The sequence below is a fragment of the Novosphingobium sp. BL-S-34 genome, from assembly GCF_056857015.1.
On the sequence record NZ_CM166473.1, the window covers coordinates 836,443 to 863,114 of the forward strand.

The window sequence follows — 26,672 nt, forward strand, 5'->3', positions numbered from 1 at the left end:
TTTGTGGTTGTCGGGCCAAGTCGCTGCGGTAAACATCGCCGAATGCGGACTCGTTTCCTTATTGCTGCCGGACTGGCCCTGACGACACCGATCGTGCCTGCCGGAGCGCAGGATCGGAATGTCCCGGAAGCCGAAGCGCCGACTTCCAGGGCTGACGAAAGCGGCAGGATCGGGGCAGGCGTCGATACGGACTTCGCCGGGCATTACTATCTGTCGGGCGTCATGGAGACAGGGTCCGAAATGCTCCTGCGCCGCAACGGTACGTTCGAATGGTACATCTCGGTTGGCGCGCTGGACCAGTTCGCGCACGGGACCTGGCGCCGGGATGGCGCCGAAATCGTCCTGTCAGCCGACCGGCCGGTGCGGGATCGGCCGCTGTTCGCCTATCTGGACACCCAGCCCTGGTCGGCGCTGGCCGAGCAGGAGCGACTGGCGCGCGACCGCGCTACGGCAGAAGATGCGGTGGAGGCGCGCTGCCCTTTCCTGGTCGATTCCATCGCCGCCGCCGAGCCGGTCGTCGAAACGGTCGAAGCGCCGGGCAGTCAGGTGCAGGTGCCGCAGTCAGAGCGCGATGCGGCAGCGGATGCCGCGTTGACTGCGGCAGAGGAGGCCCGGGCGCGCATGGAGGAAGCGGCAAGCCGTATCCTGTCGGCCGGCACGCCTGTCGCCGACGATGCGGCGCAGGATGCGCGGCAGGTAACGCTGGCCTGGCAGGAGGCGCGCGACAGGGCCGAACGCACGGCGAGCGCCGCCGGAAGGTCCCGCCCGGATCTCCCCGACCCGGTGCTGCCCGATATGTGCCGAATGCCCGAGCCGGTTGCCGTCGATGAGCAGTCGCCCGACCAATGGCAGGGCGGCCTGGCCGTCTTGGTGATCGACCCCAAGTCCGGTAACGATGCGCGCGGTGTGCGGGTGGCGCTCCGGTTCGCGGACGGCCGGGAGAGCGAAGTGACCACCGCCGGGGAAGGCCTGACCCTGGTGCCTGAGGGGCCGTCCGCAGACCTCGTCTCCGCCACCCTGAGCGCACCCTACGTTCCGGGCCGAGACATCGACGTGCCTGTTCCGCCGGTCCGCTCGGGCGTGGTGCGGTTTTCCATCGATATCGAACAGATCATGGACCCACCCTTCGAACGGATGACGCTTCGTATCGACGGGGACGCGCTGCTGCCGGACGAACTGGGACGCGGACGCTACACCCGCTGATCAATCGTCACCCGGCCGGAAGCGCGCGGGAACAAGCGCCCGCAGCGGACGATTTGCACGGCAGTCGTCTATAAGGGCTGTTATGAAATTTCGCGCTCTCCTGTTCGTTGCCCTGATGGCCGCCCCGACGATGGCCGCCGCTCAGGGCCGTGACTATTGCCCCGATCGCCCCGGCATCGGCACCCCGGCTTGCACCATGGACGCGGGCCGCTTCTCGCTGGAAACCGGCCTTGGCGACTGGACGCTCAACCGTGATTCCACGCAGCGCGAGGATGTGTTCGTGGTCGGCGATTTCCTGCTGCGCATGGGCATTGCCGATCATGCGGAGGTCCAGGTCGGCTGGACCAGCCTGGGCTTTTCGCGCAGCCGCGACCGGACGACGGGCGAGGTCGAACATCGCAGCGGCACCGGCGACCTGACGCTCGCCCTGCGGCGCAATCTTGCCAATCCTGACGGGTCAGGCTTCTCGGCCGCCGTCATGCCTTTCGTGTCGCTGCCCACGGGGCGCGAGCCGATCGGCGCGGGTGACTGGGGCGCTGGATTGCGCATCCCGCTCTCTTACGAAGTGACGTCCGCAATTTCGCTGGAGATGGTTCCCGAATTCGACGCCGACGTGAACGAGGACGGGCATGGCCGCCACTTCGCATTCGGAGACGTCGTCGGTGTGGCGGCCAAGCTGAGCGATGCTCTGACCGCCACGGCCGAGTATCAGTACCGCACCGTCCGGGAGCCGGGCGAGCATCACTCCGAGCATCTCTCGGGCCTGTCGCTGGGATGGCAGACTTCCGATCGCTTTCAGATCGACCTTGGCGCCAACGCGGGCCTGGACCGCGATGCCGACGATCTCGAAATCTACATGGGCATCTCCCGCAGGTTCTGACGAGCGGCAGCGCTCCATGCTGCACTGCGAAACAGGGGCTTGCAGCCGCCGGGTCCTTACGGCAAGATAACGGTCAAATCGGAGTGAGACCCGCAAAGGCGCGGGGTTCTCTCCAGCAGTCCGCAAGGGCTGGCTAACAAGGCAACGACGCCATCGGTCGAACCCCGAACAGGGTTCCGGCCGGTGGCGTTTTTTCGTTTGGGGAAGACGTGGCTAGCAGCAAGGTCAAGAGCGCATGCCCCTACTGCGGCGTCGGTTGCGGCATCGTGATGGAAGTGGCGGATGGGCGCATCGTCAAGGTGTCGGGCGACAAGAGCCATCCGACCAATTTCGGCCGGCTCTGCACCAAGGGCAGCAGTTGCCACGTCCCGGTAACCGCCCCCGGCAGGGCGGAAACCGCCTATGCCCGCATCGAGGGCAGCCGCGACCAGGGCGCGATCCCGATGGCAGAGGCGATCACGCGAACGGCGCAGGGCCTGCGCGCGATCATCGATCGTGACGGGCCGGATGCGGTCTCTTTCTACGTCTCCGGCCAGATGTCGCTGGAGGCGCAATATCTTGCCAACAAGCTCTGCAAGGGCTTCATCGGCACCAACAACATCGAAAGCAATTCGCGCCTCTGCATGGCGAGCGCGGCCAGCGGCTACAAGCTTTCCATCGGCGCGGACGGGCCTCCCGGATCCTATGAGGACTTCGACAAGGCGGACCTGTTCTTCGTGATCGGGGCCAACATGGCAGACTGCCACCCGATCCTGTTCCTGCGGATGATGGACCGGGTGAAGGCCGGGGCAAAGCTGATCGTCGTCGATCCGCGCCGGAATGCCACGGCGGACAAAGCCGATCTGTTCCTGCAGGTGCGACCGGGCACCGATCTCGCCTTGCTGAACGGGCTGCTCCATCTGATCGCCGAGCAGGGTCACATCGACCCGGCGTTCATCGCCGCGCATACCGAGGGCTGGGACGCCATGGCGGCGTTCCTCTCCGATTATCCCCCTGCGACGGTTGCAGCGCTGACGGGGATTGCCGAAGCGGACTTGCGCCAGGCCGCGCAGTGGATCGGGACAGCGGGAGCATGGATGTCCTGCTGGACCATGGGCCTCAACCAGAGCACTCACGGCACCTGGAACACCAATGCGATCTGCAATTTGCACCTGGCGACCGGCGCAATCTGCCGCCCGGGCGCCGGGCCGTTCTCGCTGACGGGCCAGCCCAACGCCATGGGCGGTCGCGAGATGGGCTACATGGGGCCCGGTCTTCCGGGCCAGCGCGCCACCCCCAGCGAGGCGGACCGGCATTTCGTGGAGGATGCCTGGGACATTCCGCGCGGCACGCTGCGGGTGGAGGCTGGAGCAGGCACGGTTTCCATGTTCGAGGACATGACCGCCGGCCGGATCAAGGCATGCTGGATCATCTGTACCAATCCCGTGGCCAGCGTGTCGAACCGCAAGACGGTGGTTGCCGGGCTCGAAGCCGCCGAACTCGTGATCGCGCAGGATGTCTTCGTCGATACCGAGACCAACCGCCATGCCGACCTGATCCTGCCCGGTGCGCTCTGGGCCGAGGCAGAAGGGGTGATGATCAATTCGGAGCGCAACCTCACCCTGATGCAGAAAGCCGTCGATCCTCCCGGAGAGGCGATGGCGGATTGGGAGATCATCGCCCGCGTCGCTTGCGAAATGGGCTATGCCCGGGCCTTCACTTATGGCTCGGCTGCCGATGTCTTCGAGGAAATCCGGGCCTTCTGGAACCCACGGACCGGCTATGACATTCGCGGCGCCAGCTACGACCGCCTGCGCGAAACGCCGATGCAGTGGCCTTGTCCGCCCGAAGCAGGGAACGATCGCAATCCGATCCGCTACATCAACGACGGCGTGAGCCAGTCCCCCCGGATCGAGACCGACGGCAGCCGTCCCGCCATCGCTTTTCCGACCGAGAGCGGCAAGGCGCACTTCCTGCCGCGCCCGCACATGGACCCGGCCGAGATGCCGGATGCCGATTTCCCATTGGTGCTTAACACCGGCCGTCTCCAGCACCAGTGGCACACCCTGACCAAGACCGGCAAAGTGCCGACGCTGAACAAGCTCAATCCCGGTCCCTTCCTGGAAATCCACCCCGAAGATGCCGCCGCCCTCGATATCGGCGAGGGGGACAAGGTGGAACTGGCTTCGCGCCGGGGACGGGCCGTGCTGCCCGCCGTGGTGACGGACCGGGTCCGCCCCGGAAACTGCTTCGCGCCCTTCCACTGGAACGACGTTTTCGGCGAGGATCTCTGCGTCAATGCCGTGACCAACGACGCCGTGGACCCGATCTCGCTGCAGCCGGAATTCAAGTTCTCGGCCGTGGCGCTCACCCGGCTGTCGGGGCCGGTCGAGCAGGCTCCCTCGATTGCGGCACCGGAAGACATGACGAAGTCCTATTCCGCGGCCATTCCCGCCGCCCCGCGCCTTCTGCCGTCGCAGGCGGCCGCCATCGATGCTTTCGCGCAGGTCATGGGGCTGTCACCGGGGGTTCCGCCCGTTCTCACGGCGGCAGAGGAAGGCTATCTGAGCGGCTTCATGACCGGCCTTCGCGCAAGCGAACCGGCTCATGCCATGCCCCTTCTTCCCCCCGGAGCGCCGCTCGAAGGCGGCAAGCTGCACTACGTCAATGGCCTGCTAGCGGGCCTGTTCGCACGGGTGCCGCTGGCCGGTGACGAGATTGCCGGTTCCCCGGGGCTCGTTTCCGACACGGCGGGCGCGATGCCGGCCTCGCACGTCATGGTGCTCTGGGCCTCGCAGACCGGGACTGCGGAAGGGTTCGCGGAACAATGCGCCCGGAAGCTGGAGGCCAGATCGTGCCGGGTGCGCCTGGCCTCGCTCGACAGCGTGAAACCCGCCGAACTGGCCGAGGCGGGAAGGGCGCTCATCATCGCCAGCACGTTCGGAGACGGAGATGCGCCCGACAACGGCGGCACCTTCTGGTCGGCGCTGGAAGCCGGGGCGCCGGCCGGGCTGGACGCGCTGCGCTACTCGGTCCTGGCCTTCGGGGACTCGAGCTACGACCAGTTCTGCGGGTTTGGCCGTAAGCTGGATGCGAAACTGGAGGAACTGGGCGCGCAGCGGATCGCCGCCCGTGCGGACTGCGAGCCGGACTACGAGGAAGTGGCCGGCCAGTGGCTGGAAACGGTCATCGGCGCCATGCTTGCGGATGTCCCGTCTGTACCATCACCCGCCGTTCCTGCAGCAGCGCCCATAGTGAGCGGACCCGGCGCTCCCTATAGCCGGAAAGCACCCCTGCGCACCTGCATGGTGCGCAACTCCGTGCTGAGCGGCCTTGGCGCGGCGAAGGAAGTACGCCAGTTCGGGTTCGACCTGACGGGCCATGACTTCGCCTACAAAGCCGGGGACGCGCTGGGCGTGTGGCCTGTCAATTGTCCCGCTCTGGCTACGGAAATTCTGGATTTACTAGAACTTGCGCCCGATAGCTTGGTAACTGTCAAGGATGTTGGGGACGTGCCGCTCTACGAAGCGCTCCTGCGGCACTGGGACATCGCCAAGCCCACGCGTAACATTCTGGAACTCGTTGCCGAGCGCTTGCCCGAAGCGGCTTTCGTGCCGCTGCTCGATCCCGAGAGGAAGCCCGAATACGATCGCTTCCTTCGCGAACACCAGATCGCCGACGTGCTGCATGAGACCGGCGCGCGCCTGACGCTCAGCGATCTCATGAAAGTCATGCGGCCGATCCAGCCGCGGTTCTATTCCATCGCCTCCAGCCCTCATGCCCAGCCCGATGAAGTGCAGTTGACCGTTTCCGTGCTGCGCTACGCCAACAAGGGGCGGCGGCGCGGCGGGGTTTGCTCGGCGTTCATGGCGGACCGGGCGGAAGAGCTGGGGGCGGGCCTGTTCCTGCAATCCTCGGCGCACTTCCGGCCGCCTGCCGATCCCTCGCGCGCCGCCATCATGGTCGGTCCGGGCACAGGGATCGCGCCTTTCCGGGGTTTCCTGCATGACCGTCTGGCAACCGGTGCGACCGGCAGCAACTGGCTGTTCTTCGGAGAGCAGCACGAAGCGACCGATTTCTACTACCGGGAGGAGATCGACGCCTGGCGCCGCTCTGGCCATCTCGACCGGCTGAGCCTGGCGTTCTCCCGCGACCAGGCCGAGAAGATCTACGTGCAGGATCGCATGGTGGAAGAAGGTGCGGAGCTGTGGCGCTGGATAGAGGGCGGCGCCAACTTCTATGTCTGCGGCGATGCGGGGCGCATGGCCAAGGACGTCGACCTCGCGCTTCGTCGCATCGTTGCCACGCATGGCGGAATGAAGCCCGACGCGGCCGAGGACTATGTCGCCCAGATGCGCGAGGATCGGCGGTACCTCCGCGATGTCTACTGAGCGCTATTGAAAGGTGGCCGCCCGGAGGCGGAAACCTCTGCCGGACCCCGCGCGTTGCCTTGGCAAGCGTGTGGAGAGCAGTGATGACAGCAAGGGAATTCCGACCGCGGCTTGACGAGGCATCTCCGGATATCCCGCCATCGGAACTCGTCGTGCTCTGCGCCGGGGAAACCCTCATTCCCGAGCCGGTCAGCGAAAAGGCGCGGGCCTTCCTCGTGTGGATGCTCTCCCGCCGCGATGCCCGCCGTGGCCACTTGGCAGTGGACTGGCCCGAACTCGCTTCCTGAGCCTGCTGGAACCAGCGAGCGAATGGCGAGTTCGGTGGTTCTCTCGACAAGGAGTGCATCATGCCGATTGCGAAGTTTGAAACCCCCGACGGTGACGAGATCGAGGTCGATCCGGCCGACGTGGTCAACATTTCCGAAGGCCGCGAGGACGAGACGACCATCATCGAACTGGACGATGGCGACGAAGTCGTTGTTGTGGCGACGCGGCTGGAAGTGGCCGCGGAACTCGGCCTTGACCCGCTCGATTTCGTGGATCCCGACGAAGACGACGAGCCCGCCGAGGAGTACGATGACGACGACGAAAGCGACTCCGAATAACAGCCGGCGATAACAGCGACTGACTAAGGGGAAGCGCCCTATGGCGCTTCCCGCGAACTCTGGAGATGATATGCTCGAACATGTTCCCCGCTGGCTCGGCGCGCTGATGACCAACGTGCGGGCAGGCCATTCCAAGCTCGCCATCGTCCAGGAGGAAGTAACGCGCGGCGCCGGGTTCATCGACCTGTCCAGCCCGGCCTTCGCCAACGGCACACGGCTTCCCCTGCGTTTCACCGCCGATGGCGAAGGGGTTTCTCCCCCGCTGGTCTGGGGGGATGTTCCGGAGGGAACGGTCAGCCTGGTGCTGCTGGTCGAGGATCCGGACGCCCCGGCGGCCAATCCGCTGGTCCACGCGCTGGTTTGGAACCTCCCGCCCACGGAACGCCGTCTGGCGGAAGGGGAAATCGTCGCCGACGGTATCGGAGGCCCCGACGGCCGCGATGTGGGGCGTAACAGCTATTTCCTGGAAGGCTGGCTTCCGCCAGACCCGCCGCCGGGTCATGGGCTGCATGATTATGTCTTCCAGCTCTTCGCGCTTTCCGAGGTGATCGACGTGGATGACAATCCCGGACGGTCGGAAGTGGTCAGTGCGATCAGCGGCCGTGTGCTTGCCGCCGGGATGCTCGTTGGGAACTATTCGCGCGATGAGCCGGCCCGGGTGGAGGATGCTGCCGAAGCGCCAGTGATGGCTGGCACTCCGGGTATACAGGCCGCCTGACGCCTGTAGAACCGAAGCGGGCGCGCTCTCCGAGAGGGGAGCGCGCCCGTCGCGCATCTGATGCTGCTCCGGGAACTGCGTGTCACCGGCCAAATTCGGGATACGCATAAGGGGCGTCGCCGTTGTTCTCAGAGACTGGCGCAGCACGGCGCCCCAGCATCCGGAGAATGTCATGCCGCAAGGTGACAAGAGCAGCTACACCGACAAGCAGAAGCGCAAGGCCGAACATATCGAGGAAGGCTACGAAGATCGCGGGGTCAGCCACAAGGAAGCAGAACGGCGCGCCTGGGCTACCGTGAACAAGGAATCGGGCGGCGGCAACAAGTCGGGCTCCGGTCGCGGCAAGCCCGACACCCACGCCTCGTCATCGCGCGGGGGCAAGGCGCACAAGTCCGGTTCGCCGGAACAGCGCTCCGCTGCCGCGCGCAAAGGCTGGCAAACCCGCAGGCGGAACGGGAACGGCTGAAGCGCTGCGGGCTGAAGGATCTACGCCGACACGCCCCGCTCTAATCCTTTCAGAATCCACACTAACCCTTGTTGCTGCTTGCCGGGCACAAAGGGCGAGCGCGCCTTCGGAGGCGGGCGCTGGACGATCTCTATAGTATAATGGCGGGTCTCGGTGACTTCGCCTAAGTTCGTCCACGGATTGCCAATTATCCGGGAAAAGACCCTTGAGCGGCCTAGCAAAGCGCATCGTGAACAGGCTGCTGCCACGGCCGGTGGCGACCCGGCTCTGGAGCGAGGCGCAGTATAGGCAGATTGCCAGGGCGTTTCCTGCCGGTGCGCCGAAACCTCATGGCCTGCCGGGCGAATTGATCGTCTCGCTCACCTCCTATCCGGCGCGCTACGCCACCCTGCATCTTACCTTGCGAAGTCTCCTGCGGCAGGACACGGCGCCTGACCGGATCGTCCTGTGGATTGCCAAGGGCGATGACGCAGCGCTTCCCGGCAAGACGCGGGAATTGCTGCGCCAGGGTATCGAGATGCGGATCGTCAGCGATGCCCGCAGCTACAAGAAACTGATTTTCGCGCTGCCCGCCTTCCCAGCGGCCTATGTCGCGACGGCCGACGACGACGTGTTCTACCGGCCGGACTGGCTCACCGATCTGGTCGAGGGGCAGCGCGGCGGCGATCCGGTGATTACCTGCCACCGCGCGCACCGCCTCGCTGCGCAGGAAGGCGGCGGCCTGGTGCCTTATCACGATTGGGAATGGGACGTTCAGGACGCCCGCGCACGGCGCCCCAGCGTCGACCTGATGCCCACCGGCATCGGCGGCATTCTCTACCCGCCTCACGCACTTCATCCCGATGCCATCCGGCAGGACCTGTTCGAGCGCTATGCTCCTTCTGCGGACGATTTGTGGTTCTACTGGTGCGCCAGGCGTGCTGGGACGGCCTACAGGAAAGTGGGCGGGCGCTTCGACCAGACGGCCTGGTGGTCTTCGCAGAAGGAGCGTCTCTACGATCACAACCAGCGGGAAAACGACCTTCAGATCGCCTCTCTCGTGCGGGATTTCGGCAATCCCCTGCGCATGCCGGTAGCGGTGAGCAGGGATGCAGCCGCCCATCCGGCGCCGGCCGGCTAGGGCTGCCCCGATGGGAGCCGCGCTAGCCATTTATGGTCATTGATCGCCTTTCGACGCCAAGCCTAACAGAGGCTCCACAACAAGGACGGGATGGTCGCGTGACGTCTATTTGTGTCGTCATTCCATTGCATAACAAGGGCCCGCATATTGCGCGCGCCCTCGATTCCGTCCTGCGTCAGACGGTGCAGCCGGCCGAGATCATCGTGGTGGACGACGTATCGAAGGACGATGGTCCGCAGATCGCGCGCAGCTATGACGGCGTGCAGGTCCTGAGCCGGGATCGGCCGGGACCGGGAGGCTATGCGGCGCGCAATCTCGGTATCCGTACGGCACAATCCGACTTCATCGCCTTTCTCGACGCCGATGACGAGTGGGATGACGCCCACCTGGAAACGCTGGACCGCATGATCCGCAGTTCCCCGCAGGACACCGTCCTGTTCGGCACCGGCTATGACGAGATCCATCCCGGCGGCAGAACGATCGCAGACGTCTACCGGCGCTCGGGCGGGCGGGAGAGAGTGCTCTCCTTTGCGGATTTCGTGAGCGCCTGGCTGGATTGCGGGGAATGCCCGGTCTGGACCTCGGCCATTGCGGCGAGGCGGACGGCGCTGATCGAGGCGGGGCTTTTCCCCGACAAGCGCTGCCGGCGCGGGGGCGACAAGGACCTGTGGCTGCGGCTCGCGCGGCAGGGCGGCACCTGCGTGAATCCGGTGCCGACGGCGATCTACTTCAAGGACTCCCAGAACATGGTGACGTCCCTGTCTCACGACAACGTCTGCCACTGCATGATCGAGACGATCATGACCATGGAGCAGAGCGAGCCGCCGGCGACGCGGAACCTGCTGGTTCGCCTGGCCAATCGCGAAACCTTCCAATATGCGCTGCGCACCGCCAAGAGCCAGCGGGTGCGGCGGGCCAGCTGGAAGCACTTCAAGCCCTGGTACAATCCGTTCCAGTTCGCGGTCCTGCTGGGCCTGTCCTCGCCGCTCGGCCATCCGCTGGCGCTGCTCGGGGTACGCCTCAAGAAACTGTCGGCCAGGGCCTAGGCGGGATGAGGAGATGACCATGCCTGTTCCCATGCGGATCGCGCTGCGATGAGCCGGAAGCCGCAAGTCCATCTGGTGAACCCCATGCTCAACCCTTCGGGCGGCAGCGAATGGCGGACGGTCAGCCTTTACCGGCAGCTCCAGCCTTCGGCCGACGTCAAGATATGGCATTTCCGGGAAGCCCCGTCCGAGGCGTTCTCGGGCATCAGCCTGGCGAAAATCGATACGCGCCGCCTGTCATTTCCGCGCGGGGGCACGCTGGTTTTCGTCGGGGTCTATTTCAACATCAGCCACTGGATCCGGCTCGCCCGGCCCAGGCGGGTGATCCTCACCTACAACACGCCCGATGCCGAACGCCTTGCAGCCAGGGTCGATCTCATCCGCAAGACCTGCGGGATCGAGCCCGAGATCGTGTTCTGCTCCAAGGAACTGGCGGCGCAAGTCCCCTATCGCGGCATCGTGGAGCCTTCGCTGGTGGACCTCGATGCCTTCGCCCCTACCGACAGGACAGGGCGGGACAGCTTCCGTATCGGCCGCTTGAGCCGCGATGCGCCCGAAAAGCACCACCCGGAAGACATGGCGCTTTATGCCCGCCTCGCGGAGCAGGGCTACGAGATCGACGTTCTGGGCGCAACCGCTGAAATGCAGGCCGCTGGCCTCGCCCCCGAACAGGTTCACATGCGCGCGATCGGCAGCGTGAAGGCGCCGGTATTCCTGCAGGGCCTCGACTGTTTCTTCTACCGGACCGCTCCGGAGTGGCCCGAACCCTGGGGACGCGTGATCATCGAGGCCATGGCCAGCGGCCTGCCGGTGGTGACCGATCGCACTTCGGGCGCATCCTCCGTGATCGATCACGGCCGCAACGGCCTGCTGTTCGACACGACGGAAGAGGCCTTCGAACTGCTCATGCGGTTGAAGGATGATCCTGCGCTGCGGCAGTCGCTCGGCCAAGCCGCGCGGTCCACCGCGGAGAGCCTGCTCAGCGAAGAGGTACGCGCGCAAGTGCAGGCCTTCTACCTCCAACCCGATGCGCCGACCTGACCGCCAATTCGAGGAAGACGACATGGAATATCGCTCGTTCGCAGACCTGGCGGAGACCGTGTTCTTCAACGCCCACGCCATTCCGGAAGACGTCGACCTGATCGTGGGCGTCCCTCGCAGCGGATTGCTGCCGGCCAATCTTCTGGCGGTTCAGCTGCACAAGCCATTGCTCGACCTGGAAAGCTATCTTGAGGGGCGCACGCCCACCGTCGGACGAACGGCGCGTGAGACGATTGACGAGAAAGTCCGGCCGCGGCGGGTGCTGATCGTGGACGACAGCATCGCCTCGGGCGAATCGATGCGCGCGGTGCGCGAGCGGGTGCAGGCCGCGGCACCGCAAGTTCCGGCAACCTACCTTGCCGTATATGGCACCCGCGCCGCCCATGAGGATGCCGATCTGATCTTCGAGGCCGTACCGTCGCCGCGCATCTTCGAGTGGAACCTGATGCGGCACAAGCGACTGGCCGATGCCTGTTTCGACATCGACGGTATCCTCTGCCACGATCCGCACAGCTCCCAGAACGACGATGGCGAGAAATACCGCGATTTCCTGCTGACGGCCAAGCCGCTCCTGCGGGCCAATGTGCCGATCAAGCATCTCGTGACCAGCAGGCTGGAGAAATACCGTCCCGAGACCGAGCAATGGCTCGCGGCCAACGGAGTGAAGTACGAAAACCTCTGGATGCTGGATCTGCCATCGGCGGAGGAACGGCGCCGCCAGCGTGCCCATGCCAGTTTCAAGGCCTCGGTCTACATCAAGACCGGTGCCGGGCTGTTCGTGGAGAGCGAGGACAAGCAGGCGCAGGAGATTGCCCAGCTCAGTGAGCGGCCGGTACTGAGCATCGAAGGCCAGCGCATGGTCTGGCCCGGCAACGCCACGGCGGCGCGGCGCAGCTATATCCGGCGCGGCGAAAGCAGCGGCGGTGCCGCGAAACGACTGGTGCGGGCGGTAGCTTTCGGCATTCTCGGAGACCGGACGATCGCGAAGATCAAGCGAAGCCTGCGCCGCTAGGCCCGGCCGAGCCCGCGTCCCTTTCGCACCTGCCCAAGTGGAGGTTTCATGCCCCAGGTTTCAGTCATCATGCCCTGCTACAATGCGGCCACCTTTCTCGACCGCGCGATCGGCAGCCTGCTGGACCAGACGCTGCAGGACTGGGAACTCCTGGCCATCGACGATTGCTCGACCGACGACACCCGTGCCCGGCTGCAGGAATGGTCGCGCCGCGATCCGCGCGTGCGCTGCCTGCAGACGGTGAAGAACGGCGGGCCCAGCGTCGCGCGCAATATCGGGATCCGGGAAAGCCTGGGCGACTGGCTGGCGATCCTGGATGCCGACGATGCCTTCAAGCCCGCCCGCCTCGCCAGCCTGACCGCCCTGGGAGACGAGCGCGCCGCCGACCTCGTCTTCGACGGGCTGATCTATTACGACGATCAGGAACGCCGGGAAACGGGATGCTCGTTCGAGAAGGAGGGCATTTCGACGGTGACGATTGCCGAACTGATCGATGCCGAACGGCCCGGTTCTCCGCTGAAATTCGGGTTCCTCAAGCCGATGATGCGGCGCAGCTTCATCATGGAAAAGGCTCTGCGCTATTCGGAAAGCCTGCGCTTCGCAGAGGACTTCGATCTTTACGCCCGGTGCCTGCTTTCCGGCGCGCGCGGGTTCCTCGATCGCCGGGCGTACTATGTCTATACCACCCAGCTCGGGCAAGTGAGCGGTGCCCGCTCGCAGGGAACCCGAACCCGTTTCACGCCGCAGACCCGCGTCGATATCATGGACGGGCTGATCTCGGACTACGCCGCCAGCACGCCGCCTTCCACGATGGCGGCCCTGCGGCAAGGGCGGCAATGGCAAGTGCTCTATGCCGATGCCCACCGCCTTGGCGAGCTACGCCGGACGGGGCAGTGGGGGGAGTTCCTGTCGCTGGCCTTGCGCCATCCGCGCGCTCTCTGGCGCTTCGTGTCGCGCTCGCGCGTGTTCCGGACCGGCGGCGGGGGCAACAATTCCGCGGCGGGGATCTGAACGCGATACCGGCCTTCGCAAGGCCGGTATCGGCGCTAGGCCGGCTTGAACGTCAGGGCTGCGCCGTTCATGCAATAGCGCTTGCCGGTGGGACGCGGGCCGTCATCGAATAAGTGGCCCAGATGGCCCAGGCACCGGGCACAGCGGACTTCGGTGCGAACCATGCCGAGGCTGCCGTCCCGGCGCAGATTGACCGCGCCGGGCAGGTGGTCCCAGAAACTTGGCCAGCCCGTGCCGCTCTCGAACTTGGTATTGGACGCGTAGAGCGGCAATGCGCAGCCTCCGCAAGCGAACTGCCCCTTCCGGTGCTCTTTCAAGAGCGGACTGGAATAGGCGCGTTCGGTGGAGGCCTGGCGAAGGACGGCATAAGCCTGCGGCGAAAGCCGACGCCGCCATTCCGCGTCCGGAAGGTTCCAGTTCGCCGCATCGGCGCGCGGCGTTAAGACGGAGAAGTCGCAGATCACGGCGGCGACCGCTGCCATGCCGCACTTCGCCAGGAATGCGCGCCGAGCCTCCCTGATGCCAAGGTTCGTCATGGCCGGACCAGCACGGCATTGTTCCGATAGGAACGTGGGAACGCCTGCCTCAAGGCGTCGACCTTGGGCTGGTCGTTGATGCGGATATAGCTCGATTCAGGATGGCGGGTCAGAAAGTCCTGATGGTAGCTCTCGGCCGGGTAAAAGCCCTTGAACGGTTCGATCCGGGTGACGATCGGGCGTTTCCAGACACCGGCCTGCCCAAGCTGCGCAACATAGCGTTGGGCTATGTCGCGCTGGCGCGGGCTCTGGGGGAAGAGGGCGGTGCGATACTGGGTCCCGTGATCCGGGCCCTGGTAGTCGCGCGTCGTGGGGTCGGCCACGACCGTGAAGTAGATCCTGAGCAAGGTGCCGTAGCTGACCTGCCGGGGATCGAAAGTGATCTTCACGGCTTCGGCATGGCCGGTATTGCCGCCCGACACGCTGTCATAGCGCGCGGTCCCGGAGGCTCCGCCGGAGTAGCCTGCCACGGCGCTGCTCACGCCCTTCACATGCTGGAACACGCCCTGCACGCCCCAGAAGCAGCCTCCGGCCAGTACGGCGGTTTCGCTGCGCGCGGGGTTGGGGGTGTCTACGAGCGGGGCGGGCACGGCAGGCCTTGCCTGCGCAGGCACGGCCACGGCCTGTTCCCACTGCCCATGGAGCGATGCTCCCAGCACGGTCGCGAGGCCGGCGATCATCAAAAGGCGCTTGCCGATTATCGGTTGCATGTCGAGCTTTCCACAGCCTTGGCCCTCATAGTACGCGCCAGGAAGCCGGACGGATGCACCCCGAACGGAATATTCGTGCTTTGCCGTTTGGACAGCTTGCGTTCATGCTGAGGGGCGATCTGATCCCTTCTTTCGGCCATGGCGGAGATTGACCATGATCCTGTTTCTCCTCTCCTACCTGGCCGGTGCGCTGACGATCATCAGCCCCTGTATCCTGCCGGTCCTGCCCTTCGTCTTCGCCCGCGCCGACCAGCCATTCCTGCGCAGCGGGTTGCCGCTGCTGCTGGGGCTGGCCGTCACTTTCGCCGGCGTGGCGACGCTGGCGTCGGTCGGCGGAGGCTGGGTCGTCCAGGCCAACAGCTACGGTCGCGCTGCGGCGCTGGTGATCCTGGCGATCTTCGGTCTGCTGCTGCTGTTCCCCGCCATTGCCGAACGCGCGACGCGGCCGCTTGTCGCTCTGGGGGCGCGGCTCTCGCAATCGGCCGCGGGGCCGGTCGCGGGAGCGGGGCAGGGCGGCGCCTCTCCATTCGCGGCCTCGCTGCTGCTGGGGGTGGCAACCGGCCTGCTCTGGGCGCCCTGCGCCGGACCGATCCTCGGCCTGATCCTTACAGGCGCCGCGCTGCAGGGGGCCAGCGGGCAGAGTACCCTGCTGCTGCTGGCCTATGCCCTGGGTGCGGCCAGTTCGCTGGCGCTGGCGCTTCTGGTCGGGGGCAAAGTCTTCTCCGCCATGAAGCGCTCGATCGGCGCGGGCGAGTGGATCCGGCGCCTGCTCGGGCTGGCGGTTCTCGTGGCCGTGGCAGCGATCGCGCTTGGCCTCGATACCGGCCTGCTGACGCGCCTTTCGCTCTCGAGCACATCGACGGTCGAACAAGGGCTGCTCGACCGTTTCCGCGCGGGTACCGGCCAGTCGGCCAGGCCGCGCAGCGACGGGAAACTCGGCGTGGAGGGCGAGTTCCCCTCGCTGTCCGGCGCCACGGAGTGGCTGAACTCCCCGCCGCTCACGCCCGAACAGCTGCGCGGAAAAGTCGTGCTGGTCGATTTCTGGACTTACAGTTGCATCAACTGCCTTCGCTCCCTGCCTTATGTCCGGGCCTGGGCGGAGAAGTACAAGGATCAGGGTCTGGTCGTCATCGGCGTTCACGCACCGGAATTCGCTTTCGAGAAAGACCCCGCGAACGTGCGCAAGGCGGTCCGGGACCTTGGGGTGACTTATCCGGTGGCGCTCGACAACGACCGCGCCATCTGGCGCGCGTTCCAGAACCTCTATTGGCCGGCCCATTACTTCATCGATGGCCAGGGTCGCATTCGCTACCACCACTTCGGCGAAGGCGATTATGCCCAATCGGAACGCGTGATCCGGCAACTGCTCGCCGAGAACGGCACCGGCAAGAGCGACAGCGACATGGTACTTGTGGAAGGTACCGGCATCGCCGCACCGGCCGACCGCAACGCGAACCGCTCGCCCGAAACCTACATCGGCCATTCCCGAGGCGAGCGCTTCGTCTCTGCCGGCGGCTATGTTCCGAACCGGTCCCAGGACTATGTGCTGCCCCGGTTGGAAACGCTGAACGATTGGGGTCTCGCGGGCGCGTGGACGGTGAGTGCCGAGAAAGCCACGCTGGACCGGGCAGGAGGGCGGATCGCCTTCCGCTTTCATGCGCGCGACTTGCACCTCGTGCTCGGCCCGGCAAAAGCCGGCCGCCCGGTACGCTTCCGGGTGACGGTCGATGGGCAGGCTCCCGGCAATGACCATGGCGTCGATATCGATGCCGAAGGCCAAGGCGTGGTCCAGAGCGAACGGCTCTATCAATTGGTTCGCCAGAAGGGCCCGGTGCGAGACCGGACGTTCGAGATCGAATTCGCGGATCCCGGCGTGCAGGCCTTCGCGTTCACGTTCGGATAGGGCAGCCTGAGGACGGACATGAAACTGGGGCGGGGGACCGAAAGTCTCCCGCCCCAGGCATTTTATCTGTCAGAGTGGAGCGGGTCTCTGCCGCGCCTGACCGTTCGCAAATCCGGGAAATCGGCAGATGAGCAAATTTTCCCATCGTGTGCGAATTTTGCAATTGTCGCATACTTCGTAATATCGTATACGATATCTCAATTCAGAGAGAGTAGGAAGATTTACATGGCAATTGGTTGGAAGGGTGTGTTCCCGGCGGTCACCACGCAGCTCCGTGAGGACCTGTCGATCGACCTCGCCGATACGCAGCGCGTCGTCGACGATCTCATCAACGATGGCGTGACCGGCGTGATCGCGCTCGGCACGGTTGGTGAAAACAACTCGCTGGAATACGACGAAAAGGTCCAGGTTCTTTCGGCCATCGTGGAAGCCGTGAACGGCCGCGTTCCGGTCGTCACCGGCGTTTCGGAATTCGATACCCGCCGCGCCGTTCGCTATGCCCAGGCCGCTGAAAAGGCCGGCGCCGATGGCCTCATGCTGCTGCCGCCGATGGTCTACGTGACGAAGCCGCACGAACTCGTCGCCCACTTCAAGGGCGTGGCCGACCAGACCGCCCTGCCGATCATGCTTTACAACAACCCGCCGGCCTACCGCACGGTGATCGACAAGGACGTCCTCACCGCCCTGGTCGACGTGAAGAACATCGTCGCCGTCAAGGAATCGGCTCCCGACACCCGTCGCTTCACCGACTTCCGCAACACCTTCGGCGATCGCTACACCCTGTTCGCAGGTCTCGACGATGTCGCTCTGGAAGGTCTCTACCTCGGCGCCCAGGGCTGGGTTTCGGGCCTCACCAACGCTTTCCCGAAGGAATCGGTCGAGCTGGTCAAGGCATTCGAGCGCGGCGATCACGCCAAGGCCATGGAAATCTACCGCTGGTTCATGCCGCTCCTCCACCTCGATGCCGACCACGACCTCGTCCAGTCGATCAAGCTGGCCGAACAGGTCATGGGCCGTGGTTCGGAGCGCGTCCTGCCTCCGCGCTACGTCCTTCAGGGCGAACGCCGCGCTGAAGTGATCGCGATGGTCGAACAGGCCGCCGCAACCCGCCCCGACCTTTCGGTCGCGGCAGCAGCCTAAGGGAGCGTCGATGCGGCACACGTTTTTCTGCATCGACGGCCACACAGCCGGTAACCCCGTTCGCCTTGTGGCGGGCGGGGCTCCGCTGTTGAAGGGCGCCTCCATGTCCGAACGGCGGCAGGACTTCCTGTCCCGCTTCGACTGGATCCGCACCGGCCTGTGCTTCGAACCGCGCGGGCACGACATGATGTCGGGCGGTTTCCTCTATCCGCCGACCGATGCCGCCAACGACATCGGCATCCTGTTCATCGAGACCAGCGGCTGCCTGCCCATGTGCGGCCACGGCACCATCGGCATGGTGACCTTCGGCCTCGAACACGGACTGATCCAACCCGCGACGCCCGGCAAGCTGCGCGTGGAGGTTCCCGCGGGCGTGATCGAGATCGCCTACGAAACCGATGGCGCCAAGGTCACTTCGGTGCGCATCACCAATGTGCCCGCCTATGTTGCCGAGCACGGCATCGCGGTGGATGTCGAGGGCATTGGCCCGCTCACCATCGACGTGTCCTACGGCGGCAATTACTACGCGATCGTCGAACCGCAGGGCAACTACACCGGCCTCGACGACCTGGGCGCCTCACGCATCGTCGAGCTTTCGGGCCGCATTCGCGAAGCCGTTCGCGCGAAGTACGAGCCGGTCCACCCGCTCGATTCCACGATCCGCGGCGTCAGCCACGTCCTTTGGGCCGACAAGCCCAAACATGACGGCGCCGATGGTCGCAACGCCGTGTTCTACGGCGACAAGGCGATCGACCGCAGCCCCTGCGGGACCGGCACCTCGGCGCGCATCGCGCACCTGCACGCCACCGGCCGCCTGAAGGTGGGCGAGCGTTTCGTGCACGAGAGCTACATCTGCAGCCGCTTCATCGGCCGGGTGGAGCAGGAAGTCATGCTGGGCGACAAGCCGGCCATCATTCCCTCTATCGAGGGTTCGGCCATTGCCACCGGCTTCAACACGATCTGGATCGACCAGGCCGACCCATTCTGGGCCGGTTTCCAGGTCACCTGACCCGGAGGACGGGAAGGCGCAAAGCGCGCCTTTCCGTCCTCGCGCTTTATTGCGGCGCGCGCTCCAGAGGCACGACGAAAGGCAGCGGCCCGGTCATGTCGACATGGCTGGTCACCCCGTAGACCTTGCGAAGCCGCTCGGCCGTCAGGACCTCGCGCGGCGATCCATCGGCGACCAGCGCACCGTTATCGACCAGCAGCAGGCGGTCGCAATAGCGCGCGGCCATCGTCAGGTCGTGCAGCACGGCGACTACCAGTTTGCCGTCATGGGCTTCGCGGGCCAGCAGATCCATGACGTCGATCTGATGTCCGGGATCGAGCGAGGCCAGCGGCTCGTCGACCACCAGCGCCGGGGCGCCGACAGCCAGCGCCCGGGCCAGCATGGCGCGCGCGCGCTCGCCGCCCGAGAGTTCCGTGGCGACGCGTGCAGCGAGCGCCGTGACATCGGCTCGCGCCATGGCTTCCTGGACCGCTGCGCCGTCCGCCGCAGATATTCGCGACATCGGCCCGAGGTGCGGCAACCGCCCCAGTGCGACCAGGCGCTCCACGGTGAGCGGCCAGTGCAGTGTCTGGCCTTGCGGCAGATAGGCGACCTGCCGCGCCAGATCGCGCGGCTGAAGACGGGTCAACGGCGCGCCATCCAGCGACACGCCGCCGCGCTCTGCCGGTACGAGCCCGAGCATGGCCCGCACGAGTGTCGATTTGCCTGCCCCGTTGGGTCCGATAACCCCCACCAGCGCGCCGGGCCGCAGCGTGGCGGAGATCCCCCGCAGGACCTCGCGGCGGCCGAGGCGGACGGCCAGGTTCTCGATGGCGATGGTCACCACAGGCGGCGCTCCCGAAGCAGATGGAAGAGGAACACAGGAACGCCGAGGAATGCCGTCACCACGCCCAGCTTGAGTTCGGCGCCGGTGGGAATGAGGCGAACGAGGATGTCGGCGGCGGAGAGCAGCACCGCGCCGCCCAGCATGGATGGCAGGAGCAGCGCCGAAGGGCTGCGGTCCGTCATCGGGCGGATGAGGTGCGGCACGATCAGGCCGATGAAGCCGATCGAGCCCGAAACGGCCACGGCCCCGCCCACGCCGATCGCCACGCCCAGCATCAGCCGGCGGCGCGTGCGGCGAAGATCGACGCCGAGCGAACGCGCGCCGTCCTCGCCCAGCGAGAGGGCATCCAGCGCGCGCGGATGGGCCAGCAGGAGAACGGCACCTACCGCTACACAGGGCAACGCAATCCAGACGTGCTGCATGGACCGGTTCTCGATGGAACCGAGCAGCCAGGACATGATCTCCATCGCCGCGAAGGGGTTGGGCGAAAGGTTCAGCGCCAGGCTGATCTCGGCGCCCGCCAGCGTCGAGACGGCGATCCCTGCAAGGATAAGGCTCAACGGGCTTTCGGAACGTCCCGCCAGCGCGAAAAGCAGGGTGATGGACACCAGGCCCGTCACGATGGCGAGCAGGGGGAGTATGACCGGGCTCCATTCGGAAATGCCGAAGTAGAGCGCGATCACCGCGCCGAGTGCGGATGCGTTCGAGGCGCCCAGCACGGAAGGTTCGGCCAGCGGATTGCGCAAATAGCCTTGCAGGACCGCGCCCGCGAGCCCGAGCATGGCGCCTACCAGAACGCCGACCACCATGCGCGGCAGCCGCAGTTCGAACAGGATCGCCTGGGCGACGCGGTCCCCCTGATCGCCGAAGGCCGCGATCGTCCGGCTCCACCCCAGCGCCACCGGACCGATACAAAGCGATGCGACGGCAACGAGAACCAGCGCCGCGGCCAGAAGGGGGATCAGTGCGGGATGGCGCGCCGGGGGTGAAATGAGGGGCGGTGAAGCGAGGGGCGACGAACTGGGGCTCTGCACGATAACCTCGCATGCGATCGGCTACCCGTCACGCTTGTGTCCCGGGTCCGTGTTGGTAAGGAGCCCATGACATGGGCATCGGAAAAATCCATCGCTATCTTCGGCTTGTCCCCTGCCTGCTGCTGGCGGGCATGGCCGGCGCAGGCGTGCAGGGCGCTGTTCCGCCTGCCGCGTCCCGTTCCATCGCGGCAGCGAAGCCCAGGCCGCAGCGCATCGTCTCGCTCAACCTTTGCGCGGATCAGTTGATAGTGGCGCTGGCGGATCGCGGCCAGATCGCCGGACTGACCCGCTATGCCTCCGATCCCGACATGTCCGACGTGGCAGACAGGGCGCGGAGCCTGCCCGTATTCGGCGGCTCCGCCGAAGAAGTCATGGCGGCCGACCCGGATCTCGTCATCGGCATGCCCGCAAGGCGCAATTCGGCCATCGCCGTGCTGGCCAGCCAGCACTATGCCTCGGTCGATCTCAAGTCCGCGCATGACTATGCCGGGATTCTGGCATCGATCCGCGAGGTCGCCCGCGCGGTCGGCCATCCCGAGCGCGGCGAGGCCATGATCGCGCGGATGAATGCCGGGTTGGTCGGCCTGGGCACTCGGGGGCATGGAAAAGTTGCGGCCTATTACCAGCGCCGAGGCTACATGACCGGCACCGGCACGCTCGTGGATGACCTGATGCACCGCGTCGGCCTCGTCAATCTGGCCGGGAAGCTCGGCAAACCGGCGCTCTCGCAGATGAGCCTGGAAGAAATGGCCGAAGCGCATCCGGACTTCATCGTGATCGACAGCGCCACGCGGCGAGTGAGCGACCAAGGGACCGAGATGATCAATCATCCGATCCTGCAGGACATTCCACGTATCGCCATCCCCCAATCCTGGACGGTCTGCGGCGGTCCTGCCTACGTCAAGGCTGCCAAGGCGCTGGCGGAACAGATCAGCGCTCGCTGACATTTTCGCGCCAGCCGAGCCGTGCTTGCCAGCCGCGCCGTTCGAGTTCGGGCACCAGGTCCGGCTCCCGTGGATGGCCAAGACAGAGCAGCGCGATCAGGCGCCACTGTTCGGGGACGTCCAGCAGGGCCGTAACGATATCGGCTTCCACCACCGAGACCCAGCCCAGTCCCAGACCTTGCGCGCGGGCCGCAAGCCAGAGCGTATGGATCGCCAGCACGACTGAAAATCCGCGTGTTTCCGGCATTGTCGCTGCGCCAAGCCCGCTTCCGGCCGTCGTCGCCTCGTCGCAGAACACGGCCACGACCTCGGGTGCTTCACGGATCCCGTGGAGCTTCAGCGCGGAATAGGCCGCGCGTCGCTCTTCGCCCATCGCCGCGCCGGCGCGGGCGACTTCCCGATCCGCATGGGCGGCCAGTGCCTCGCGCAATTCCGGCGACCGGACGCGGACGAAACGCCAGGGCTGCGAATTGCCCACCGAAGGCGCGAGTTGCGCGGTTGCCAGCAGTTCGGCCACCATGTTCTCGTCCAGCGGATCCCGGCGGAAATGGCGCACATCGCGCCGCCAGGCTAGCAGCGCGGAGAGTTCATCCTGAAAATCGGGGCCGAACCGGGGCGGCATTTCTAGAACTCGATGCCCGCCTGCGCCTTCACGCCGGAGCGGAACGGGTGCTTCACGAGCGTCATCTCGGTCACGAGGTCCGCCGCCTCCATCAGCCCCTCGGGCGCATTGCGACCGGTGACGATCACATGCTTCATCTCGCCGCGCGCAGTCAGCACTTCCAGCACTTCGTCCAGCGGCAGGTAGTCGTAGCGCAGCACGATGTTGAGTTCGTCCGCCAGAACCATGTCGTAAGCAGGGTCGGCGATCATGCGCTTCACTTCCTCCCACGCTTCTCGCGAAAGCTCGATGTCGCGGGCGCGGTCCTGCGTGTTCCAGGTGAAGCCTTCGCCCATCGGCTTGAATTCCACCTGATCGGGAAAGGCATCGAAGACGACCTTCTCGCCGGTGGTCATCGCGCCCTTCACGAACTGGACGACGCCCACTTTCTTGCCGTGGCCGATCATGCGCACCACCATGCCGAGAGCAGCGGTGGTCTTGCCTTTGCCCTTGCCGGTGTGGACGACCAGAAGGCCCTTTTCGACCGTCTTGCCGGCCATGATCTTGTCATGCGCGGCCTGCTTCTTCTTCATCTTCTCGGCGTGCTGTTCGTCGGTACGCTGCACCATGATCATGCTCCAGAGAGTTCGGCGAGCATCACGCCCGCACTGTTGGATCGGGGTTTCCAAAGGCCGCGCTCCAGCGCTTCGGCCAGCCGCGCGGCAGTTTCCCGCAAGGCCGCCGGGTTCGCCTCGGCCATGAAGGTGCGCACCGTCTCGTCTTCGATGAAGGCGGCGTGGACGGCGTCGAAGTGGTGATCCTTCACGGCGTGGGTCGTCGCGGCGAAGGCAAAGAGATAGTCGACCGAGGCAGCGATCTCGAACGCGCCCTTGTAGCCGTGGCGCATCACGCCCGCGATCCACTTGGGATTGGTGACGCGCCCGCGCACGATGCGGCCGATTTCGTCCTCCAGGGTGCGGATCACCGGGCGCTCGGGGCGGCTGTGGTCGTTGTGATAGCTGAGCGGCGCGCGGCCCTTCAGATGCTCGACGGCGGCGGCGATGCCGCCTTCGAACTGGTAATAGTCGTCGCTGTCGAGCAGGTCATGCTCGCGGTTGTCCTGGTTCTGGACCACGGCATCGACGGAGGCGAGGCGGGCTGCGAAAAGCCCGCGCTCGGCATCGCCTTCGACGCCGCTGCCATAGGCGTAGCTGCCCCAGTCGAGATAGACGTCCGCCAGATCGCTGCGTTCGTGCCAGATCTTCTCATCGATCATGGCCTGAAGCCCGGCCCCGTAGGCGCCCGGCTTCGATCCGAAGACACGCGTGCCGGCGCGGCGGGTGGCCTGCGTTTCCGCCTCGCCGCCCTCAACGAGTGCGGCGGCTTCGGCGCGGTGGCGTTCGGCGGCGGGATTGTCGCCCAGCGGCTCGTCGAGTGCCATTACGGCGCGCGCGGCGCTGTCGATCAGGTCGATCTGCTCGGGGAAGGCATCGCGGAAGAAGCCGGAGACGCGCAAGGTCACGTCCACGCGGGGGCGGCCAAGTTCGGCCACAGTCATGATCTCGAAGCCGACCACCCGGCCCGAAGTCCAGTCCCAGCGCGGCCGCGCGCCCATCAGCGCGAGGGCCTGGGCGATGTCGTCGCCGCCGGTGCGCATGTTGGCGGTGCCCCAGGCCGAGAGGGCGATGGCCTGCGGGTATTCGCCCTCGCGCTGGAGGTAGTCCTCCACCAGCAGATCGGCGGACTTGCGCCCGAGTTCCCAGGCGACGGCCGTGGGCACGGCGCGGGTGTCGACCGAGTAGAAGTTGCGGCCGGTCGGCAGCACGTCGGGCCGTCCGCGCGTGGGCGCCCCAGAGGGGCCGGGCAGCACGAAGCGACCGTCGAGACCCGCCAGCAGCGCTTCGGCCTCACGCGGGCCGCAGAGGTCAATGCGGGGGGCGAGGTCGGTCTGGATGGCGTGGAGGACGGCGGTGGTCTCGCTGCCGAGGTTGTCACTCGGCGTGTCGACCAGTTCGGCCGCCAGGAGTTCCAGTCTCTCGACGGTATCGCCATGCGTGCGCCACGGCTCGTCCGATACCGCAGCGAGCGCCTGCGGCCGCGCGCCGTCCCAGCGATCGCCCATGCGGCAGTCTAGCGGATCGAAGTCGAGCCCCAAGTCGATGGCCATGGCGCGCAGCAGCGAGGCCTGCCCGGCATGATCGTACCCGCGCGGCGTACGGGCCAGAGCCACCAGCAGATCGCGCCGCAGCCGGCCCTCGGGCGATTGCGTGAAGACATGCAGCCCGTCGCGGATCTGCAATTCCTTCAACTCGCACAAGTAGTTGTCGATGGCGGAAAGCGCATCGTCATCATCGCCGCTGGCGCCGGCATCGCGGTCCAGCCCATGGCTGCGCGCAAGGTCTAGAATGTCGCGTCGCAGCCGGTCGAGGCGGCGCGGGTCCATGCCGGCCGCGAGGTAGTATTCGTCCACCAGCGCTTCCAGCTGCTTGAGCGGGCCGTATGTCTCCGCGCGGGTAAGCGGCGGGGTCAGGTGGTCGATGACCACCGCGCTGATGCGGCGCTTGGCCTGCGTGCCTTCGCCGGGATCGTTGACGATGAAGGGATAGAGCTGCGGCAGCGGCCCGGCACAGATCTCCGGGAAACAATCGCGCGAAAGCGAGATTGCCTTGCCCGGTAGCCATTCCAGATTGCCGTGCTTGCCGACATGGACGAGGGCCTGCGCGCCGAAGTCCTGCGCCAGCCAGACGTGGAACGCGAGGTAGGCGTGCGGCGGAGGCAGGGCCGGATCGTGGTAGCTGGCCTTGGGATCGATATTATAGCCGCGCGCGGGCTGTACCGCGATGGCGAGCTTGCCGAAGCGATGAACGGGCAGCCGGAACGTGCCGTCGCGCACGAAGGGATCGGCGGAGGGTTCGCCCCAGCGTTCCAGCATCGCCTTGCGCGCGCTTTCGGGGACTGCGGCGAAGGCGCTTTCGTAACTTGCGAGCGGCAGGGAGACTTCGCCGGACCGGTCCAGCGAGGTAAGATCGTTGGTCACGCCGCCGGTCATGACGCGCATCAGTGCGGCGCCGTCGCGCGGGGCATCACCGGTATCATAGCCCGCCCCGGCCAGCGCGGCGATGATGGCGGCGGTGCTGGCGGGGGTGTCGAGTCCGACGCCGTTGCCGATGCGCCCATCGCGGTTGGGGTAGTTCGCGAGTACCAGCGCCACGCGGCGCTCGGCCGGGGCGCTGCGACGCAGACCGGCCCAACCGGCGGCCAGATCGGCGACGAAGGCCACCCGGTCCGGTGCGACGCGGGGGACGACGATGCCGCATTGGGTCACGTCGTCGAAACGTTCGGCGGCCTTGAAGGCCACTGCGCGGGTAAAGATGCGGCCGTCGACTTCGGGCAGCGCCACGTTCATCGCCAGATCGCGCGGGCCAAGACCGCGCGCGGCGCCCTGCCAATCGGCTTCCTCCACGCCCGCGAAGGCGACTTGCAGGATCGGGCAGTTCGCCTTTTCGAGAATGCCAGGCTTGCGGTCGTCGCCTGCGGAGGAGGAGGCGAAGCTGGTGGCGTTGACGATCACATCGGGCGCGATTTCGCCGAGCAGGCCGCCCAGCCAATCCACCGCGAAAGGCTCACGCAAGGCGCGGACGTGGACGGCGGCGACATTGAAGCCGCGCTCCCGCAGCGCCGCGATCATGGCGTCCACCGCGTCGAGCGTGCCTGCGATCATCAGCGCACGGTAGAACACCAGCAGCGCCAGCGGCCGGCCTTCGACCCATTCGGCCTGCACGTCCGCAAGCCCGGCGCGCTCCGTGCCTGCAAGATAGAGCCCGGCATCGGCCACCGGCACGGGATCGTCCGGCTCTCCCGCATCATGGCCGATGGCCCGTGTGGCGGTCCGCAGGAAGGAGAGGGCATTGGCAGTACCGCCCTGCCGCAGATAGTCGCGCAACTTCTCGCGCATCTCGGCAGGCAGGGTGGAAGCGTGATCGAGCGCCGGATCGGCCTCTCGCCCATCGGCTATCGCGGCGAAGGCAATGCCGTTCTCGCGCGCGACGCGGGCGATCTCGTCGATGCCGTAGCCCCAGTAGCTCTTGCCGCCGAGCAGGATCACGCAGACGAATTTGGCGTGCGCGATCACTTTCTCGACATAGAGGTCGATCGAGTAGGGATGGCGCAGTTGCAGCAGGTTGGCGAGGCGGACGCTGGGAGCATCGGAGGGCAATCGCGCCGCCGCGCTTGCAAAGCAGGCGAGTTCGCTGTCCGCCACGGTGAGGATCACCATGTCGCCGGGAGACTGGTCGAGGTCGATCGCCTCTTCGCCGTTGGAGATCGTCCCCGGCGTGGCGGACAGCAGGTGCATCAGGCGTTCCCCCCGACACCGCGACAGAACTCTTCCTCGTCATTGCGAGCGAAGCGAAGCAATCCAGGGCGGCTCTGCACAGCTCTGGATTGCTTCACCCGCTTTGCGGGTTCGCAATGACGAAGTGGGGAGGGGAGCCTGTG

At 66.2% G+C, this 26,672-nt stretch carries 23 protein-coding genes; 16 read left to right on the forward strand and 7 right to left on the reverse strand.

Annotated elements, in window-relative coordinates; all coding sequences use genetic code 11:
* Positions 1–42: 42 nt before the first annotated feature.
* The 12 genes from AC1VV3_RS17645 to AC1VV3_RS17700 all read left to right on the forward strand — a co-directional run bounded on the left by AC1VV3_RS17645 (position 43) and on the right by AC1VV3_RS17700 (position 13,472).
* The gene (locus AC1VV3_RS17645; protein ID WP_482963100.1) at positions 43–1,203 is read left to right on the forward strand and encodes a hypothetical protein; all 1,161 of its coding nucleotides are present in this window, start codon (positions 43–45) and stop codon (positions 1,201–1,203) included.
* A gap of 82 nt (positions 1,204–1,285) precedes the next feature.
* Complete coding sequence (locus AC1VV3_RS17650) at positions 1,286–2,083, forward strand: transporter (RefSeq protein ID WP_132265625.1); 798 nt, start codon at positions 1,286–1,288, stop codon at positions 2,081–2,083.
* Between the two features lie 209 nt (positions 2,084–2,292).
* Positions 2,293–6,453: a bifunctional nitrate reductase/sulfite reductase flavoprotein subunit alpha gene (locus AC1VV3_RS17655; RefSeq protein WP_482963101.1), complete on the forward strand. Its 4,161-nt coding sequence runs from the start codon at positions 2,293–2,295 to the stop codon at positions 6,451–6,453.
* Between the two features lie 83 nt (positions 6,454–6,536).
* Complete coding sequence (locus AC1VV3_RS17660) at positions 6,537–6,740, forward strand: hypothetical protein (RefSeq protein WP_482963102.1); 204 nt, start codon at positions 6,537–6,539, stop codon at positions 6,738–6,740.
* Positions 6,741–6,800: 60 nt separating this feature from the next.
* Positions 6,801–7,058 (forward strand): hypothetical protein, encoded by a 258-nt coding sequence (locus AC1VV3_RS17665; RefSeq protein WP_431568995.1) that lies wholly within the window; start codon positions 6,801–6,803, stop codon positions 7,056–7,058.
* Between the two features lie 70 nt (positions 7,059–7,128).
* Positions 7,129–7,776: a YbhB/YbcL family Raf kinase inhibitor-like protein gene (locus AC1VV3_RS17670; RefSeq protein WP_482963103.1), complete on the forward strand. Its 648-nt coding sequence runs from the start codon at positions 7,129–7,131 to the stop codon at positions 7,774–7,776.
* A 172-nt stretch (positions 7,777–7,948) separates the two neighbouring features.
* Positions 7,949–8,242, forward strand: a complete 294-nt coding sequence (locus tag AC1VV3_RS17675) for a plasmid stabilization protein (protein WP_482963104.1) — start codon at positions 7,949–7,951, stop codon at positions 8,240–8,242.
* 205 nt (positions 8,243–8,447) lie between these two features.
* Positions 8,448–9,362 (forward strand): glycosyltransferase family 2 protein, encoded by a 915-nt coding sequence (locus AC1VV3_RS17680; RefSeq protein WP_134095493.1) that lies wholly within the window; start codon positions 8,448–8,450, stop codon positions 9,360–9,362.
* A gap of 32 nt (positions 9,363–9,394) precedes the next feature.
* Positions 9,395–10,408, forward strand: coding sequence for a glycosyltransferase family 2 protein (locus tag AC1VV3_RS17685; RefSeq protein WP_482963105.1), 1,014 nt, complete (start codon positions 9,395–9,397; stop codon positions 10,406–10,408).
* Between the two features lie 48 nt (positions 10,409–10,456).
* Positions 10,457–11,449, forward strand: a complete 993-nt coding sequence (locus tag AC1VV3_RS17690; RefSeq protein ID WP_482963106.1) for a glycosyltransferase family 4 protein — start codon at positions 10,457–10,459, stop codon at positions 11,447–11,449.
* A gap of 22 nt (positions 11,450–11,471) precedes the next feature.
* Complete coding sequence (locus AC1VV3_RS17695; protein ID WP_482963107.1) at positions 11,472–12,461, forward strand: phosphoribosyltransferase; 990 nt, start codon at positions 11,472–11,474, stop codon at positions 12,459–12,461.
* A 48-nt stretch (positions 12,462–12,509) separates the two neighbouring features.
* The gene (locus tag AC1VV3_RS17700) at positions 12,510–13,472 is read left to right on the forward strand and encodes a glycosyltransferase family 2 protein (protein ID WP_482963108.1); all 963 of its coding nucleotides are present in this window, start codon (positions 12,510–12,512) and stop codon (positions 13,470–13,472) included.
* Between the two features lie 35 nt (positions 13,473–13,507).
* Here the strand turns inward: AC1VV3_RS17700 and msrB are convergent, their stop codons facing one another.
* Complete coding sequence (gene msrB / locus AC1VV3_RS17705; protein WP_482963109.1) at positions 13,508–14,008, reverse strand: peptide-methionine (R)-S-oxide reductase MsrB; 501 nt, start codon at positions 14,006–14,008, stop codon at positions 13,508–13,510.
* On the reverse strand, positions 14,005–14,718 hold the full coding sequence (msrA, locus tag AC1VV3_RS17710) for a peptide-methionine (S)-S-oxide reductase MsrA (protein ID WP_132265648.1): 714 nt from the start codon (positions 14,716–14,718) through the stop codon (positions 14,005–14,007). Before msrA ends, msrB begins: the two co-directional genes overlap by 4 nt.
* 154 nt (positions 14,719–14,872) lie before the next feature.
* Between msrA and AC1VV3_RS17715 the strand changes: the two genes are divergently transcribed.
* From AC1VV3_RS17715 to AC1VV3_RS17725, 3 genes are all read left to right on the forward strand, one after another.
* On the forward strand, positions 14,873–16,621 hold the full coding sequence (locus tag AC1VV3_RS17715; RefSeq protein ID WP_482963110.1) for a cytochrome c biogenesis protein DipZ: 1,749 nt from the start codon (positions 14,873–14,875) through the stop codon (positions 16,619–16,621).
* 225 nt (positions 16,622–16,846) lie between these two features.
* Positions 16,847–17,761 (forward strand): dihydrodipicolinate synthase family protein, encoded by a 915-nt coding sequence (locus tag AC1VV3_RS17720; RefSeq protein ID WP_132265652.1) that lies wholly within the window; start codon positions 16,847–16,849, stop codon positions 17,759–17,761.
* A 10-nt stretch (positions 17,762–17,771) separates the two neighbouring features.
* Complete coding sequence (locus AC1VV3_RS17725; protein ID WP_482963111.1) at positions 17,772–18,770, forward strand: 4-hydroxyproline epimerase; 999 nt, start codon at positions 17,772–17,774, stop codon at positions 18,768–18,770.
* A gap of 46 nt (positions 18,771–18,816) precedes the next feature.
* Here the strand turns inward: AC1VV3_RS17725 and AC1VV3_RS17730 are convergent, their stop codons facing one another.
* Both AC1VV3_RS17730 and AC1VV3_RS17735 read right to left on the reverse strand, forming a co-directional pair.
* On the reverse strand, positions 18,817–19,596 hold the full coding sequence (locus AC1VV3_RS17730) for an ABC transporter ATP-binding protein (RefSeq protein ID WP_482963112.1): 780 nt from the start codon (positions 19,594–19,596) through the stop codon (positions 18,817–18,819).
* Entirely contained in the window at positions 19,590–20,588 is a 999-nt protein-coding gene (locus AC1VV3_RS17735) for a FecCD family ABC transporter permease (RefSeq protein ID WP_482963159.1), read from the reverse strand. The genes AC1VV3_RS17730 and AC1VV3_RS17735 overlap by 7 nt, the downstream gene beginning before the upstream one ends.
* A 113-nt stretch (positions 20,589–20,701) precedes the next feature.
* Here AC1VV3_RS17735 and AC1VV3_RS17740 point away from each other — a divergent pair, with 113 nt between their 5' ends.
* Entirely contained in the window at positions 20,702–21,574 is an 873-nt protein-coding gene (locus AC1VV3_RS17740) for an ABC transporter substrate-binding protein (protein ID WP_482963113.1), read from the forward strand.
* On the opposite strand, the gene bluB is transcribed toward AC1VV3_RS17740, so the two are convergent.
* From bluB to cobN, 3 genes are read right to left on the reverse strand one after another with little or no spacing between them, the layout of a single operon-like run.
* Positions 21,561–22,196: a 5,6-dimethylbenzimidazole synthase gene (gene bluB, locus AC1VV3_RS17745; protein ID WP_482963114.1), complete on the reverse strand. Its 636-nt coding sequence runs from the start codon at positions 22,194–22,196 to the stop codon at positions 21,561–21,563. The genes AC1VV3_RS17740 and bluB overlap by 14 nt on opposite strands.
* A gap of 2 nt (positions 22,197–22,198) precedes the next feature.
* Complete coding sequence (cobO, locus tag AC1VV3_RS17750) at positions 22,199–22,804, reverse strand: cob(I)yrinic acid a,c-diamide adenosyltransferase (RefSeq protein WP_134095504.1); 606 nt, start codon at positions 22,802–22,804, stop codon at positions 22,199–22,201.
* Positions 22,805–22,806: 2 nt separating this feature from the next.
* The gene (gene cobN / locus AC1VV3_RS17755; protein ID WP_482963115.1) at positions 22,807–26,529 is read right to left on the reverse strand and encodes a cobaltochelatase subunit CobN; all 3,723 of its coding nucleotides are present in this window, start codon (positions 26,527–26,529) and stop codon (positions 22,807–22,809) included.
* Between the last annotated feature and the right edge of the window lie 143 nt (positions 26,530–26,672).